Here is a 15,754-nt window from a genome sequence, read left to right as displayed (position 1 = left end):
CGCCCTGTCTCGTACTAGGGCGACCCCTATGCGGCTCGGTACTGTTATGAGTGGGGCAGGAGTCCGAGGTCAAGCGCTGTTCGGCAGACGGGTCAGACCGTCGATGGCGGCCCAGCGCGGCCAGTCGAGCGCGGCGGCGCGATGAACCGTCATTCCGCCCAGAGCGATCACGGGGAGAGTGGTGGACCGGGCGAGGGCGAGAAATGTCTCGCGCCCCAGCGATGCGCCGCCCGGATGCGAGCGCGTGGGGAAGACCGGCGACAGGAACACGCCATCGGCCCGCGCGCGCTCAGCTGCGGCCAGTTCGCCTGCATCATGCGCGGTGGCGAGCCGCAGAAGGCCGGGGCGAGGCGGGCCGATCCGGTCGGTGGCGCCGTAGATTCCGTCCGCGCCGTATTCTTCCGCCTGCGCCGAAGTGCCCGACAGGACGATGCGATGACCGCGCTCTCTCGCGTGCTCCGCCAGATTTATGAACCGCGCGGCGCGCTCTGTGGGGGCGAGGTTATAGTGCCGGTACACGAAGCCCGATCCCGGCGGCAGGCGGTCGAGCGCGTCTTCGAGCTGCGCATCGTTGCGCGCATCGGACAGGAGCCAGAGGCAAGGCAGATCGGCGGAAGGCTGGCACTGTGTCACGCAACCGCTATAGCGCGCCCCATGTCCGAACGCGCCCCCGTTTCAACCCCACTCGCCCATGTTCGCGAAGCGATCGCCCATAGCTGCAAGATCGCCCGCCGCGAGCCCGACGAGGTGACTTTGATCGCGGTCAGCAAGACCCGCGCTGCCGAGGAGATCGAACCGCTGCTCGAACAGGGGCAGCGCGCGTTCGGTGAAAACCGGGTGCAGGAAGCGCAGGCGAAATGGCCGGGCTTGCGCGAACGGTTTCCCGACACGGAACTGCATCTGATCGGCCAGCTCCAGTCGAACAAGGCGGAGGATGCGGTGGCTTTGTTCGATTGCATCCACGCGCTCGACCGGCCGAGCCTGGTCAAGGCGCTCGCCAAGGCGTTCGACAAGACCGGTCGGCGCGTGCCCTGCTTCGTCCAGGTCGATGTGGGCGACGAGATGCAGAAGGGCGGTTGCCCGGTCGCTGAACTGTCCGGCCTGCTCGACCAGGCGCGCGACGCCGATATTCCGGTGCGCGGCCTGATGTGCCTGCCGCCCGCCAATATCGAACCCGCGCCCTTCTTCGCCCTGCTCGGCAAGCTGGCGTTGGATCATGGCCTCCCCGATCTCAGCATGGGGATGAGCGGGGATTACGAGACTGCGATCATGCTTGGCGCGACGCATGTGCGCGTGGGCACGGCGCTGTTCGGCCCGCGGGACTGACGTCCCACCGTTCCCAAGGCAATCGGTCGGATACGAAAAAGGGCGCCCCTCGCGGGACGCCCCTCTCCTCTCCAATCGGTAAACCGGTCAGAACTTGCCGCGCACCGTGATCCCGTAGGTCCGGGGCTCGGCGAGATAGGCCGAGAAGGTCTGTTGCGGTGCCACGAAGGGCGTGTTGAACGCGACCTGCGTGTAATCGACGTCGAACAGGTTCTGCACCCAGCCTTCCACCGCGAAGCGATCGGCGATGTTGGTAAGGCCGATACGGCCGTTCACGATCGCATACCCGTCCTGTTCCTTGCCGTAGAGCAGGTCTGAACCGGTGTTGTAATCGCTGGTCATGCGGACGTTGAAGAAGACCAGGCCCTTCATCCCGCTCTCGCCGAGCGGCGGCGTCCAGGTGACGGACGAGGTCGCCACGATCTGCGGCGCGTTCGACAGATTGTCGCCCGGCAGCAGACGCAGCGCCGGATCGAGCGGCACGCCGCTGTCGTTCCCGATCAGATTGTCTTCATAGCTGGTGTCGGAATAGGTGAAGCCGAAGGTGAAGCCCAGATCGCGGATCGGATTGACCGTCGCTTCCACTTCCACGCCCTGCGCGATCACGCCCGGGGCCACCGCGTCGGGATTGCAGGCGCCGGTCGCGGCGCTGGCATCCTGATCGGCACCGCCCAGATTGTCGTCACAGGAATTGACGTTCTGCACCAGGAAGACCGAACCGTTGAAGGTGTTCAGCTGGAAATTCGTGAATTCCTGGCGGAACGCCGCGAGGCTCAGCCCGAATTCGCGGGTCGAGTACTTCGCGCCGACTTCGTAGGCATTCACGGTCTCTTCCGCGAACTGCAGCACCGACGGATTGATCGCGGCGGCGTTGAACGCCACCGGGTTCGACAGTGCCGAACGGTCGAGGTTGAAGCCGCCCGCCTTGTACCCGCGCGAATAGGACGCGTAGGTCATCAAGTCGGGGGTCGGCTTCCAGCTCAGGATCGCCGTGCCGGTGAATTCGTCCTCGTCCCGCTCGTCCGAGATGGAAACGCCGTTCAATTCGGACGTCGAATTGCCCTGGCAGGACAGCGCCAGCAGGCCACCCGCCAGGCCGCCGAGCGCCGGATTGGTAAGCAGCGGACGCAGCAGGGCACGGTTGGCCGGGCAGAACACGTTGTCGTTGCCGAACGTGGCGTCCAGCGTCTTGGTTTCGTTGGTGTAACGAAGGCCAAGCGTCAGATCGATATTGTCGGTGATGTGGAAGATGTTGTGCGTGAACAGCGCGAAGTTTTCGCTGTTCTGATTGTACTGGTCGCCGGTCGAACCGCGATCGCGGACCTGGGCGAGATTGTTGATCGCACCCACGATCAGCGGCGTCGCCGGGCCGAAGGCGCCAGCACCGCCATTCGCGAGCGTCAGCGCCGCGATATTGGGGCCGAAGCAATTGGCGGCACCGGGGTTGGCGAGCGCCGGGTTGATCGCCAGAGCGATGCGGCAGTTGGCGAAGGTGCCGTATTGGGTGCCGAACCGCAGATTGTCCTTAACCGTCAGGTCTTCATTGGCGTAATAGCCGCCGACCAGCCATTCGAGCCGGTCGTTGAAGACCGAACCGGACAGGCGCAGTTCCTGGGTAAAGGTTTCGAACGCGCGCGCGCCGCCGAATTCGTTGGGCGCGCGATAGAGCAGGTCGACCTGCGTGTAGTCGGTGTCCGAGCCCTGGAAGTTCGAATATTCGCGATAGCCGGTGATCGAGGTCAGCGTGACATTGCCGAAATCCCAGTTAAGTTCGCCGGAAACCCCGTAATCCTCGGTCTCGCCGTCATAGCTGCGACCGGGCGTGATGTAGATATCGCGGTTGAAGGTCGACTGGGTCAGCGCGTTGGGATTCTGGCCGAGGCCGAGCAGGATGTTGACGATCGGGTTGCCGGTGCTGGTCAGCGCGGGCGACCCGCCGACCGGGCGAGCGAAGGAATTGAGCCCCGGCGATACGCGGGCCAGCGGTGCGAAATCGGGCTGCACGAAGGTCGCGGCGCAGCACGCCTCTTCCTTCTTGGAGTAATCGCCGACCAGGCGGAAGGTCAGGTTCTCGGTCGGTTCGAACAGCAACTGGCCGCGCACCAGATAGCGGTCGCGATCGTTGATCTTCACGTTGTTGACGACATCGTTGTAGAAGCCGTCACGCTCGAAATAGACCCCGTCGATCCGCGCCGCGATGGTTTCGCTAAGCGGTGCGTTCACCCCGCCTTCGACCTTGATCGCGTCGTAATTTCCGTAGGTGAAGGCACCGTAGCCGGAGAATTCGAATTCCGGCGGCGCGGTGTAGATGCTGATAAGACCGGCAGATGCGTTGCGGCCGCCGAGCGTGCCCTGCGGGCCGCGCAGGATTTCGACCCGGTCGAGCGGGCCGAGTTCGGACAGCGCGCTACCCGAACGCGAACGATAGACCCCATCGACGAACACCGCGACCGAGCTTTCGAGACCGGGATTGTCGCCGACCGTTCCGATGCCGCGGATACGGGCCGATCCGTTCGCTTCGTTACCCGTGGAGGAAACGAGCAGCGAGGGGGCGACCTGGTTCAGTTCGCGAATGTCGCTGGTGCCAGAATTCTGCAGCGTCTCACCCGAAACGGCGGAAACGGCCACGGGAACGTCGGCCAGAACCTGCGCACGGCCCTGTGCCGTCACGATGATAACGTTGTTGTCTTCAACATCGGCGTTTTCGAGTTGACCGTCGGGAGACTGGTCCTGAGCATAGGCGGCTTGCGGGATCATGGCCGCACCGGCCCCAAGCAGGGCGAGCACGCGTAACGACGCGAACTGGGATTTCATGCACTCTCTCCTGAGTTTTATGGTTATGACACGATTGCATAGCTATGCACGGCAAACTTGCAACAATCTATCGACGGGCGCCGTTCACGCGTCCTCCAACCGTGCCTGTAATGCATCACTTGCCGCTTCGAGCAGGGCGGCCTCGATCCGGGCGAGGCGGGCTTCGCCGGTTATTTTCGAGCCGGTTACGTCGGTAACGTAGAAGGTATCGGCCGCGCGCTCTCCATAGGCGGTGATATGCGCCGACTGCACCACCAGCCCTTCTTCGAACAGCGCCCGGCTGAGGCGGTTCAAAAGCGCCGAGCGATCCCGCGCATTGACTTCGATCACGGTGAACCGGTTCGAGGCCGTGTTGTCGAACACGATGCGCGGATCGACGTCGAACGCCTTGGATCGGCTGTGGGGCAGCGGGCGTTGCGCCAGGCGCGGTTCCAGGTCGATCCGGTTGGCGAGCGCATCGGCGATCGATTTCTTCAACCGTTCGAGCTGGCCCTCTTCCATGAAGGGGCGGCCGTGAGGATCCTGAACCAGGAAATTGTCGACCGCCCAGCCATCGCGCGAGGTATGGATGCGCGCGTCGATGATATTCCCGCCCGCCAGGTGGATGCCGCCCGCGATGCGATAGAACAGGCCGGGATGGTCCGCGGCGATCACTGTCACCAGCGTGGCGCCGCGCTCCTCGTAGAATTCGCAATGGATCGAGAGCGCGTGATCGGCCTCGCGCGCGGCGTGGTAATGGACCAGATTGATTGCGGCGATATCGGCCGGTTCGGCGATCCAGTAGGCATCGTCCAACCGCTCGCCGACGCTGGCGACGAGATCGCTGCGCGCGCCCAGCCGTTCGGAAACCTCGGCGCGCTTGGCCGTAACGCGCTCGTGCCGCCCATGCCGCGCATGGCCGAGCCTCAAGCGCTCCTGCGATAGGTCGAACAACTCGCCCAGCAGCTGGCCCTTCCAGCTGTTCCAGGTTCCCGGCCCCACGGCGCGGATGTCCACGGCGGTCAGGATGGCGAGATGGCGCAGCCGTTCCAGCCCCTGCACCGTGGCGACGAAATCCTCCACCGTCTTGGGATCGGTCAGGTCGCGCTTCTGCGCGGTGTGACTCATCAACAGGTGATGGAGCACCAGCCAGGCGACCAGCTCGGTCTCGTTTTCGTTGAGGCCGAACCGCGGGCACAATTCGCGCGCCACTTCCGCGCCCAGGATCGAATGGTCGCCCTTCCGACCCTTGGCGATATCGTGCAGCAGCACCGCGACATAAGCGGCCCGGCGGCTGGCGACCTTGTGGATCAGCCGCGTGGCGCGCGGATGATCGTCCTTCAATTCGCCCTTCTCGATCCGCGATAGCAATCCGATCGCGCGGATGGTGTGTTCGTCCACCGTGTAGTGGTGATACATGTTGAATTGCATCTGCGCGTTGACGCGGCCGAAGTCCGGCACGAAGCGGCCCATCACGCCAGCCTCGTTCATCCATCGCAGCACGCTTGCAGGATCGTTGCGACCCGCCAGCAAATCGAGGAACAGCGCGTTGGCGCGTGCGTCCTCGCGCACAGTGTGATCGATCAGCTTCGCATCGCGCGCGGCCTGTCGCATGGTGCGCGGGTGGACTTCCAGCTCCTCCGCCTCGGCCAGCTGGAACACTTCGATCAGGCGCACCGGATCCTTGCGGAACCATTCGTCGGACGGCGCGGCGATCTTGCCGCCATGGACGACATAGCCCTTCAATTCGCGCGGACGGCTGCGGAACCCGGCGAAAAAGCCGCGCTTGGCGCTCTTTTGGGCGAATTCTTCGTCCAGCTGGGCGAGGAACACGCCCGTCAGGCTGCCGACCCGCTTCGCCTGAAGGAAATAGAATTGCATGAACCGTTCGACCGAGCTTTTGCCCGGCCGATCGGCGAAATTCATCCGCTCGGCGATCTGCCGCTGGAAGTCGAAGGTCAGCCGATCCTCTGCCCGCCCGGTGATCTGGTGCAGATGACAGCGCACCGCCAGCAGGAATCGCTCCGCGCGGCGGAAGCCTTTGTATTCCGCCGTTGTCAGCAGCCCCACATCGATCAGTTCCTTCGCGCTCCTGACCTGGTGGGTGTATTTGCCGATCCAGTAGAGCGTCTGCAGATCGCGCAAGCCGCCCTTGCCGTCCTTGATATTGGGTTCGACGACATAGCGGCTGTCGCCCATCCGCTTGTGGCGGGCGTTCCTTTCCGCAAGCTTCTCGACCACGAATTGCCGCTCGGTCCCGCGCGCGACCTCGCTCCAGAACCGGCGCGCCGCCTCGTCGTAGAGCACCTCGTCTCCCCAGACGTAGCGGGCCTCGAGCAGGCTGGTGCGGATCGTCAGATCCTCGCGCGCCAGCCGGATCGCATCGTCCAGCGTGCGGCTGGAATGGCCGACCTTGAGGCCGAGATCCCACATCAGATACAGCATCGCCTCGATCACCTGCTCGCACCAGGCGGTGTGGCGCTGGGGCGTCAGGAAGGCGATGTCGACATCCGAATGCGGCGCCATTTCGGCGCGACCGTATCCGCCGACCGCCAGGATCGCGAGCCGTTCGGCGCTGCTGCGATTGGGAGCGGGATAGAGATCGGCGGTCACGTGATCGTAGAGCACGCGCACCAATTGATCGGTCAGGAAAGCATAGCCGCGCGTGCAGGCATGGCCCGCCGACGGGTTTTTCTCCAGCCTGCGCACAAGCTCCGCCCGCCCGCGATCGAGTGCCTCGCGCAGAGCCGCAACGATGGCCGGGCGCGCCTTTTCGCCTTCCTCCGCCACCAGCGCGGCGATCCGTCCGGCGAGCTGCCGCCGGTCGATGATCGCGCGCTGGTTCGGAACGGGGGAGCGATTCACGCCGCGGCGCTATCCTTCGCGTACAGCGCCTTCACCGCCCGCTTGTCGACCTTCTGCGTGCCGAGGCGCGGCAGCTGTTCTTCGGCCTGCCACAATTTCTCGGGGATCTTGAAGTGCGCGATATGCTCGGCGAGGTAGGATTTGAGATCGTCCGGCGACAGGCTTTCGCCCGGCTGGGTCAGATAGACCGCCGCGGGCACCTCGCCCATCCGCTCGTCCGGCAGACCGAAGACGGAGCATTCCGCCACGGAAGGATGCGCATAGATCGCGTCTTCCACTTCGATGCAGGCGATGTTCTCGCCCCCGCGGATGATGATGTCCTTCTTGCGGTCGACGATATAGAGATAGCCTTCCGGGTCGAGATAACCGAGATCGCCGGTGCGGAAATAGGCATCGTCGGTATAGGCCGCCTTGGTGGCTTCCTCGTCCTTCCAATAGCCGAGGAAGTTCGCGGTCGAGCGGATCGAGATTTCGCCCACTTCGCCCTGAGGCAGGGCTTTGCCCGCATCGTCCAGAATCGCCATATCGACCAGCGGGCGCGAGGCCATGCCGGTGGAGCCGGGCTTGGCGAGGTAATTCTCGTTGAGATTGCCCGCGCCGATCGCATTCGTTTCGGTAAGCCCGTATCCCAGCAGCGGGAAACCGTTGGGGAACGATTCCTTGATCTTGTTCACGTGTTCGACCGGGCGCGGCGCGCCGCCTGCCGCAAAGCTCTTGCATTGCGACAGGTCGAACTGGTCGCGATCGGGATGCGTCGCCATCTCGTAGCTCATCAGCGGAACGCCGACGAAGTAGGTGACCTTTTCCTCGTCCAGAAGACGCAGCGCCTCGCCCGCATCCCATTTCGGCATCAGCACCAGCTTGCGCCCGATCGCGATCGACTGGAGGAAGACCGGAATTTCACCCGTGACATGGAACAGCGGCACGCTGACCAGCGCGCTCGGCTGCACGGTCGGCGCCTCGCCCCGCTCGGTCAGAAGCTGGAGGATCATCGCGGTCTGGCAGATATAGTTCATCGTGCCGGACACGACGCCGAGATGATCCGAATAGGCGCCCTTGGGATTGCCCGTCGATCCCGACGTATAGAGGATGGTGGCAAGATCGTCCGGCCCCAGCTCGCCGAGCATACGCATGGCGGTGTCGCCATCGCCCGTGATCGGGGCAAGGCCCGCCTCGTCATGGTCGAACACCACGATAGTGGCGCCGTGCTCGATCCCGTCGAGCCGGGCTGCGCGCGGCGCATCGGCCAGGACCAGCGAACATTCGCACAGGCCGATTCCGTAGGCGAGTTCCTCGCCCGTCCACCAACCGTTCAACAGCGTGGCGCAGCCGCCAGCCATGATCGTGCCCATATAGGCGATCGCCCATTGGGCCGAATTGCGCGCCGCGATGCCGACCCTATCGCCTTTCTTGACGCCGTGCCGCGTCGCCAAACCATCCGCCACTTTGCCGGCGGCGGCGTAAGCCTCGCCGAAGGTCAGACGCTGATCGCCGTCCACCAGGAACAGCGCCTCCTTGTTCTGATTGCAGAAATGGGCGAAATAATGCGCCAGGCTGGGCGGCGCGTTGACGAAGGCGGGCATGTCGACCCCGCGGCGTGTCACGGTCTTCAGGGCGAACATCTGTCCATCGGCGGTCACGGCATCGGTGACGCGGTTGATGTCGCGGTCGAGATCGGTCTGCATAAGGTGCGGCTATCCTCTCTTGAATTCTCCAAAGGCGTATCAGCCGGTGTGCGGGCTTTCGCGCATCGCCCGGCTGTGCCAAAAGCCGCCCCCGACGAGGTCGCAAGCGGCGGCTTTCGGACCACCTATAAGGGATAACCCTGTGCTGTCACTACTCGCGAATGCGGGCGCGGACCCGATCCAGTGGGCGGAGCTCGGCCTCACGCCCGGGATCGATCTCGGATTCTTCACGCTGCGCTGGTACAGCCTGGCGTATCTCGCCGGTATCCTTTTGGGATATTGGCATTTGTCGAAGATGGTGAAGAGCCCGGGCGCGCCGATGGCGCAGCGCCATGTGGACGATCTGTTTTTCTACTGCACGCTGGGGATCATCCTGGGCGGGCGGCTGGGCTATGCCGCGTTCTACCAGCCGGACCTGTTCGGCAGCCTCGCTTTGTTCAAATTGTGGACCGGGGGGATGAGCTTCCATGGCGGTGTGATCGGCGTGCTGATCGCGATCGCCTGGGTCGCCTGGCGCGGCGGGCTGAACTGGCTGCGCGTGTGCGATTATATCGCGGTTAACGTGCCGTTCGGGATGATGTTCGGCCGGCTCGCCAATTTCGTGAACGGCGAATTGTATGGCCGCCCCGCCGATGTGAGCTGGGCGATGGTGTTCCCGTCCGATCCGCTCGGCCTCGCGCGGCACCCGAGCCAGCTCTATCAGGCGGCGCTCGAAGGCGCGTTGATGATCGCGATCCTGCTGCCGCTGTTCTGGTATACCCGCGCCCGCTATCGTCCCGGCTTCCTCGTCGGCGTGTTCACGGTCGGCATTTCGATCGCGCGCTTCGTCAACGAATTCTTCCGCGAGCCCGATGCGCATCTGGCCTATGTCGTGGCGGAAACCGGTCTCAGCCGGGGGCAGTGGCTGACCCTTCCGATGATCGCGATCGGCCTTGCCGTCATCGCCTACAGCCTGACACGCACGCCTAAATCCCCCGCGCCGGGCGAAGCGAAAGCGGCGTAAGCGGCGGACGTAGGGAGTGAAGGCGAGCGAAGCCGAGAGCGACGATCTGGCTGCGCGCTTCCGGCGCCTGATCCGCGCCTATGGCCCGATGCCGGTGGCGCGCTTCATGGGCGAGAGCAATGCGCGCTATTATGCGAGCCGCGATCCCCTCGGCGCGCCCGATCCGGGCGGACATTCGGATGGCGGTTCGGCTAGAGGGGGCGATTTCGTCACCGCGCCCGATATCAGCCAGATGTTCGGCGAGATGATCGCCCTGTGGTGCGCCGATCTGTGGACGCGTGCGGGAAGGCCGCAGGATGTCCTCTATGTCGAGCTTGGCCCCGGACGCGGCACGCTGGCGAGCGACGCGCTGCGAGTGATGCAACGCCACGGGCTCGCGCCGCGCGTGCATCTCGTGGAAGGTTCGCCCGTCCTGCGCGCCAAGCAGGCGGCGGCGGTGCCCGGCGCTCAGTTCCATGACGATCTGGCAAGCGTGCCCGAAGATGCGCCCATACTGCTCGTCGCCAACGAATTTCTCGACGCGCTGCCGGTGCGCCAACTGGTCCGCACCGAAAGCGGCTGGCGTGAGCGAATGGTGGCGCTGGACGAGGATGACGCGTTCGTCTTCTCGGCGGGGCCGAACCCGATGGACGATGCCGTCCCGCAAGACCGGCGACAGGCGGAGATCGGCACCATACTCGAAACCAATCCCGGCGCGGCGGCGGTGATGGACGAGGTCGCACGGCGAACCGCGCGGCAGGGCGGCGCGGCGCTGTTCATCGATTACGGGTTTCTGGCCCCGCGCTACGGATCGACGCTTCAGGCCGTGAAGGGCCATCGCAAGGCTGATCCGCTGGAATTTCCCGGCATCGCCGATCTCACCGCGCTGGTCGATTTCGCCACGCTTGCCGGGGTCGCGCAGGCGGGCGGAGCCGAATGGCTGTCGGCGACGACACAGGGAAACTGGCTGCGCGCGCTGGGGATCGAGGCGCGGGCGCAGGCCCTCCAAGACAAGGGAGGCGGCGAGGCGGTCGCCCGCGATCTTCACCGTCTCGTTCACGCCGAGGAAATGGGCGAACTGTTCAAGGTGATGGCACTTGGCGGCGGGGGATGGCCCGCAGGCGCAGGATTCGGGCCCGTCTAGAAACGATCCGCCATCTGGTTGGTTCGACCACCAAAGGAGATTTCGATGAAACACGCTGCACTCGCTCTTGCCGGAGCCGCCATGGCTCTGGCCGCTCCCGCTTCGGCAGCCGATCCGATCACCGGGCGCTGGATCACCGAAGATCGCGACGCCGTGATCACCATCGCGCCGTGCGGAGCCAATCTTTGTGGGAAGATCAGCAAATTTTTGGTCGCCCCGCCCCAGGGCGTGAATCAGCGCGACGTCAACAATCCCGACAAGTCGAAGCGCAGCCGCAAGCTGCTCGGCACGCCCGTGCTGACTTCGTTCAGCGAGGATGGCGATCTGTGGCGCGGACGTATTTATGATCCCAAGTCCGGCAAGGATTACCGTTCGGTGATCCGGCGCACGTCCGCCTCCAAGCTTGAGGTTAAGGGGTGCCTCGGCCCGTTCTGCCAGACTCAGAACTGGACCCGCGCGAACTGAGCCTCAAAGCCCGATGGCGTCGGCCAGTTCCGCCGCCGCCTGTTCGGGCGTCCGCTTGTCCTCGGTACGGTCGACCGCATAATTCGCCGCGCGCATTTCGGCCACGTCGATCGCGCCCAGCAACGGCTCGAGCGCGGCGCGCAATCGTTCGTCCCGGCTCGCTTTCGGGCTCAACACGATCAGCGCGTCGTAACTCGGCAGCGCTTCTTCGGGGTCTTCCAGCACGGTCAGGCGATCCGCCGCGATGCGGCCATCCGAGGTATAGGCGCTGATCACGTCCGCCTCGCCCGATTGCAGCGCATCGTACATGAAGGTGGGCGAGAAATTGCGCGTCTCCGCAAAGCGCATCCCGTAGATATCGCGCACGGCGATCCATTCGGGCCGCTCGAAGAATTCGGGATCGCCGCCCACGGTGAGACGCCCCGCCACGCCGGAAAGATCGGTCAGCGAGGAGACGCCCAGAGCGCGGGCGCGATCGCTCCGCATGGCGAAGGCATAGGCGTTTTCGAATCCGAGCCGCCCGAAAATCCGGGCATCGCTCGTGCGCTCTTTCCACTCGACGATCGCTTCATACATCGCCTCGCGCCCCGGATTGTCTTCGCGCTTCAGCTCGTTCGCCCACAGGGTGCCGGTGTAATCCACGCTGATGTCGATCGCGCCCGTCGTCACCGCGCGGTGGACCACCGCCGAGCCGAGCCCATCGCGATATTCGACGCGGTATCCCGCATTTTCCAGCCTCTGGCCGATCAGGCGGGAGAGGATGTATTGTTCGGAAAAGCTCTTCGCGCCGATCACTATCCTGTCGTCCGCATTGCCGCGCCAGGGCGCGTACTGGGCTAAACCGGCAGCGCCCACGCCGAGCAGGACGGCGATCATCCCGCCCAGCCACAGCGCGCGTTTGCGCAAGGCGAAGCCGCGCTCGATCAGGCCGAGCAGGAGATCGGCGGTCAATGCCAAGGCCGCGCTGGCGAAACAGCCCGCAAGAACCAGCACCCAGTTCTGCGTCTGCAATCCGGCGAAAATCGGGTCGCCAAGGCTGGGTTGGCCGATCGTGGTGCTGAGCGTTGCGGCGCCGATGGTCCAGACCGCGGCGGTGCGGATGCCCGCCATGATGAACGGGGCGGCCAGCGGCGCTTCGACCAAGCGCAGCCTCTGCCATGCGCTCATCCCAACGCCGTCGGCCGCCTCCAGCACTTCGGGGTCGAGATTGGTCTGCGCGGTGACTGCGTTGCGCAGGATCGGCAGCAGGGCATAGAGCGTGAGCGCGAGCAGGGCAGGCAGGAAGCCGAGCGTCGGCAGATCGTCGCCGAACACGGCGCGCAGGCTCAACAGGATCGGGAAGAACAGCGCCAACAGAGCGAGGGCGGGAATCGTCTGCACCAGGCTCGCAAAGCCGAGCGCCAGGCGTGCGACGGCGCGCGACCGGCTGGCCCAGACGGCCAGCGGCAGCGCGATTGCGATCCCCAGCGCGATGGCGCTTGCCGCGAGAAGGATATGGGCGGCGAGCTTGTCGCCCAATCCGAACAGCGTGTCCCAGAAACCGGTCACACCTCTCCGCTCCCCGGCAATGCGGCCAGGCGCCGCGCCTGTTCGCGCGGGACCGCGACCAGGCCTTGCGCGATCTCGCCGCCCGCGCCTTCGAGCAAAGCCAGCGGCGTTTCGTCGGCGACGATCCGTCCCTGCTCCATCACCAGCACGCGATCGGCCAGTAACAACGCTTCGGCCATGTCGTGCGTGACCATGACCGTGGTGAGACCGAGATCGTCGTGCAAAGCGCGCACTCTGTCTCCGAGTGCGTCGCGCGTAATCGGATCGAGCGCGCCGAACGGTTCGTCCATCAGCAGCAGACGCGGCTCGTCCGCCAGAGCCCGCGCCACGCCGACGCGCTGGCGCTGGCCGCCGGACAGGGCATCGGGCATGCGCGCGGCCATCGTGGGATCGAGTTCCACGAGGCCGAGCAATTCGGCAATCCGTGCCTCGCTCAACCGCTCGCCCGCCAGTCGCGGGCCGATGGCGATGTTTTCAGCGACATTCATATGTGGGAACAGGCCGATCCCCTGAAACACATAGCCGATCCGGCGCCGCAAGGCGCTGACGGGCAGACTCGCGGCGTCCTCACCGTCGATCAGCACACGTCCGGTATTGGGGATGGTCAGGCGATTGGCGGTCTTGAGCAGCGTCGATTTGCCCGAGCCCGATGCGCCGACGAGCGCGACGAACTGGCCGTGGGGAATGGCGATCGAGACCTCGTCCACCGCGCGCAGATCGCCGTAGTGGCGGGCGACCGAGTCGAATTGGAGGGCACTGTCGCCCGCGCTCATGCCGGTGCGGAGGCGTCCGAACCGGTGTCGCTGACCGCCTCGCCGCTTTCGGCTTCGGGCGCACGGTAATCGACCTGCTGCAGGCGCACGCGCTTGCCGCTGCTGGCCTGGACGATCATGCCGCCATCGCCGTCCATGCCGCGTGGGCTCCAGCAGGTGCGCGGCCCGTCGTTCGTTTCCTGCGCGGCTTCGGAAGCGCCATCGCTTCGCGCCTCGTCATCCGTGTCGGGAGAGAGACAGAGCCTGTCATCCCCATCGACTTCCCAGCTGCCCGAATGCCACGGATCGCCATTGCGAAGATCGCGATAACGGCCGCCATCGTCCAGAAACGTGGTGTATCGCGCCCCATCTTCATCTTCGACCCGCCAGGCTGTACGCGCGAAATCGGCAGGCACGTCCTCACCGTTCAAACCGGCCGTAGCGCTTTCCTGCTCCGCCGCCCCGCCCTCGGCGGCCTCGAGCGCGTTTCCAGCCGCGACTTCGTTTTCCGGCGTGTCGGGCGAACACGCCGCAAGCAGTGCCATCCCCGCAAGGACTGCGATCAGGGTGCGCGCAGTCACGCTTGCAGCTTGTCGCATGGCAGTTCCAGATCGACTTCGAGCATGCCGTCCACGATTCGCCGTGTGAATTTGCCTTGCAGCTGCCCTTCCACGGCGGTGCGCAGCAGGCGCGAACCGAAGCCTTCGCGTTCGGTCGTGTCGGGCGCGCCTTGCGCTCCCGCCTCGTCGCTTTCCGGCAGGCCAGTCTCGCGCCAAGCCACGACCACTTGCGAACCTTCGTCGATGATCTCGACCGCGAGATGGCCGTCGGCATGCGAAAGCGCGCCGTATTTGGCCGAATTGGTCGCCAATTCATGGAAGATGAGAGCCAGCGGCGTTGCCGATTTTTCGCCGATCGCACACCCGCTTCCGATGATCCCGATTCGCTTGCCGTCGATCCGGCCATAGGGCGCCAGCAGTTCGGCCAGCAGCCCGTTCAGCGTATTTTCGGTCCGCCCGGCATGGGGGCGGACGAAATCGTGCGCCTTGCCCAGCGTGCGGATCGTGTCCGACAATTCCCTGACGAAATCCTCGGCCCCCGGATGCTTGCGACCCTGCAGCGATATCAGCCCGCTGATCACGGCGAAGATGTTCTTGATCCGGTGCGAAAGCTCGCGCGCAAGTAGGTCGCGCGAATCGGACACGCTCTGCAGATCGTCGATATCGACGGCGGCACCGAACCAGGTCTGGGGATCTTCGTCACCGACGACGAAGGGCCAGGCGCGCAGGATCATCCAGCGATAGACACCGTCGTTTCGCTTCAGGCGCGCCTTGGCCTCCCAGCGTTTCTTGCTCGCGCGCGAGACTGTGCGAGCGGCTCTCAGCTCTTCGATGTCGTCGGGATGCACCAGCGCGGCGGAATCGAAATCGGAGAGATCGTCGACGCCCAGAAATTCGTAAAGCGCGGGATTGGCGTATTCGATCTCGCCCTCGGCATTCGCGGCCCAGGCATAGACAGGCAGGTTTTCCGCGAGCTGGCGCGTGCGCAACTCGCTGACTTCGATCCGGTTTTTGGCAAAGGCGGCGTCACGCTCCGCTGTCAGGCGGCGCATCACCGCGCGGCCGAGGACTTCAAGCCCTTCGCGCTGCAATGCATTCAAACCTTCGGGTCGCGCTTCCCGGTCGATCACGCACAGCGCACCCAGCGGCACCCCCTCGCTGGAAACAAGCGGTTGCCCGGCATAGAAGCGAACGCCATCGTCGGTCTTCACCAGCTCCATCTCGGCGAAGCGCGCATCCTCGCTCGCATCGGGCACAACCAGTGGCCCCTGGCCTTCCATCGTATGCGCGCACAGGCTGGTGGAGCGAGGCGTCTCAAGCCCCGGAAAGCCCTTGCGTGCCAGAAAGCGCTGGCGATCCTTTTCCACCAGCGTGACCATGGCGATCGGGACTTCGCACAAACGTGCCGCAAATTCGACGATCTGCGCCAGTTCACGGTCGTCCTGAACCGCATCGGCGCCATAGGCCGCGATGACGCGATTGCGCAGCCCTTCATCGTTGGAGGCGGGATCGGCTGCCTGATGGGCCGGCCAAAGGGGAAAACGGCTGAGCTTCATGGTGATTGCCGACTTAGACTAAGACGGTGACTTCGCAAGGGGTTTGCCCGCCATGCACGGCTCGGCTACGGGCTGTGG

Annotated in this window: 12 protein-coding genes; 4 read left to right on the top strand and 8 right to left on the bottom strand. The window is 65.0% G+C overall.

Features of this window, described 5'->3' with window-relative positions; all coding sequences use genetic code 11:
• Positions 1–69: 69 nt before the first annotated feature.
• Positions 70–633: a thiamine phosphate synthase gene (locus tag J7347_RS09495; RefSeq protein ID WP_209161835.1), complete on the bottom strand. Its 564-nt coding sequence runs from the start codon at positions 631–633 to the stop codon at positions 70–72.
• Positions 634–654: 21 nt separating this feature from the next.
• Between J7347_RS09495 and J7347_RS09490 the strand changes: the two genes are divergently transcribed.
• Positions 655–1,326, top strand: coding sequence for a YggS family pyridoxal phosphate-dependent enzyme (locus J7347_RS09490; RefSeq protein WP_209161834.1), 672 nt, complete (start codon positions 655–657; stop codon positions 1,324–1,326).
• 87 nt (positions 1,327–1,413) lie between these two features.
• On the opposite strand, the gene J7347_RS09485 is transcribed toward J7347_RS09490, so the two are convergent.
• The 3 genes from J7347_RS09485 to J7347_RS09475 form a co-directional block, all read right to left on the bottom strand.
• The gene (locus tag J7347_RS09485; protein ID WP_245174020.1) at positions 1,414–4,083 is read right to left on the bottom strand and encodes a TonB-dependent receptor; all 2,670 of its coding nucleotides are present in this window, start codon (positions 4,081–4,083) and stop codon (positions 1,414–1,416) included.
• 141 nt (positions 4,084–4,224) lie between these two features.
• The gene (locus J7347_RS09480) at positions 4,225–6,984 is read right to left on the bottom strand and encodes a [protein-PII] uridylyltransferase (RefSeq protein WP_209161832.1); all 2,760 of its coding nucleotides are present in this window, start codon (positions 6,982–6,984) and stop codon (positions 4,225–4,227) included.
• A complete protein-coding gene (locus J7347_RS09475; protein ID WP_209161831.1) occupies positions 6,981–8,669 on the bottom strand; it encodes a class I adenylate-forming enzyme family protein in 1,689 nt (562 codons plus the stop codon). The genes J7347_RS09480 and J7347_RS09475 overlap by 4 nt, the downstream gene beginning before the upstream one ends.
• Before the next feature lie 142 nt (positions 8,670–8,811).
• On the opposite strand from J7347_RS09475, the gene lgt reads away from it, so the two are divergent.
• The 3 genes from lgt to J7347_RS09460 all read left to right on the top strand — a co-directional run bounded on the left by lgt (position 8,812) and on the right by J7347_RS09460 (position 11,260).
• The gene (gene lgt, locus J7347_RS09470) at positions 8,812–9,672 is read left to right on the top strand and encodes a prolipoprotein diacylglyceryl transferase (RefSeq protein WP_348521601.1); all 861 of its coding nucleotides are present in this window, start codon (positions 8,812–8,814) and stop codon (positions 9,670–9,672) included.
• Positions 9,673–9,760: 88 nt separating this feature from the next.
• Positions 9,761–10,795 (top strand): SAM-dependent methyltransferase, encoded by a 1,035-nt coding sequence (locus J7347_RS09465; RefSeq protein ID WP_245174018.1) that lies wholly within the window; start codon positions 9,761–9,763, stop codon positions 10,793–10,795.
• A 45-nt stretch (positions 10,796–10,840) separates the two neighbouring features.
• The gene (locus J7347_RS09460; RefSeq protein ID WP_067683734.1) at positions 10,841–11,260 is read left to right on the top strand and encodes a DUF2147 domain-containing protein; all 420 of its coding nucleotides are present in this window, start codon (positions 10,841–10,843) and stop codon (positions 11,258–11,260) included.
• 3 nt (positions 11,261–11,263) lie between these two features.
• Here J7347_RS09460 and J7347_RS09455 read toward each other — a convergent pair whose 3' ends face one another.
• The 4 genes from J7347_RS09455 to J7347_RS09440 are packed head-to-tail and all read right to left on the bottom strand — an operon-like array spanning position 11,264 to position 15,676.
• Positions 11,264–12,808: an ABC transporter permease/substrate-binding protein gene (locus J7347_RS09455; RefSeq protein WP_209161829.1), complete on the bottom strand. Its 1,545-nt coding sequence runs from the start codon at positions 12,806–12,808 to the stop codon at positions 11,264–11,266.
• Positions 12,805–13,581: an ATP-binding cassette domain-containing protein gene (locus J7347_RS09450; RefSeq protein WP_209161828.1), complete on the bottom strand. Its 777-nt coding sequence runs from the start codon at positions 13,579–13,581 to the stop codon at positions 12,805–12,807. Before J7347_RS09450 ends, J7347_RS09455 begins: the two co-directional genes overlap by 4 nt.
• On the bottom strand, positions 13,578–14,141 hold the full coding sequence (locus J7347_RS09445; protein ID WP_209161827.1) for a hypothetical protein: 564 nt from the start codon (positions 14,139–14,141) through the stop codon (positions 13,578–13,580). The genes J7347_RS09450 and J7347_RS09445 overlap by 4 nt, the downstream gene beginning before the upstream one ends.
• A complete protein-coding gene (locus tag J7347_RS09440) occupies positions 14,138–15,676 on the bottom strand; it encodes an HWE histidine kinase domain-containing protein (protein ID WP_209161826.1) in 1,539 nt (512 codons plus the stop codon). Before J7347_RS09440 ends, J7347_RS09445 begins: the two co-directional genes overlap by 4 nt.
• Positions 15,677–15,754: the final 78 nt, after the last annotated feature.

Source organism: Erythrobacter sp. A6_0, from assembly GCF_017744235.1.
Taxonomy (GTDB): Bacteria; Pseudomonadota; Alphaproteobacteria; order Sphingomonadales; family Sphingomonadaceae; genus Qipengyuania.
Note: the sequence above shows the minus strand (reverse complement) of the source record. Positions and strands in the feature narration are given on the sequence as shown.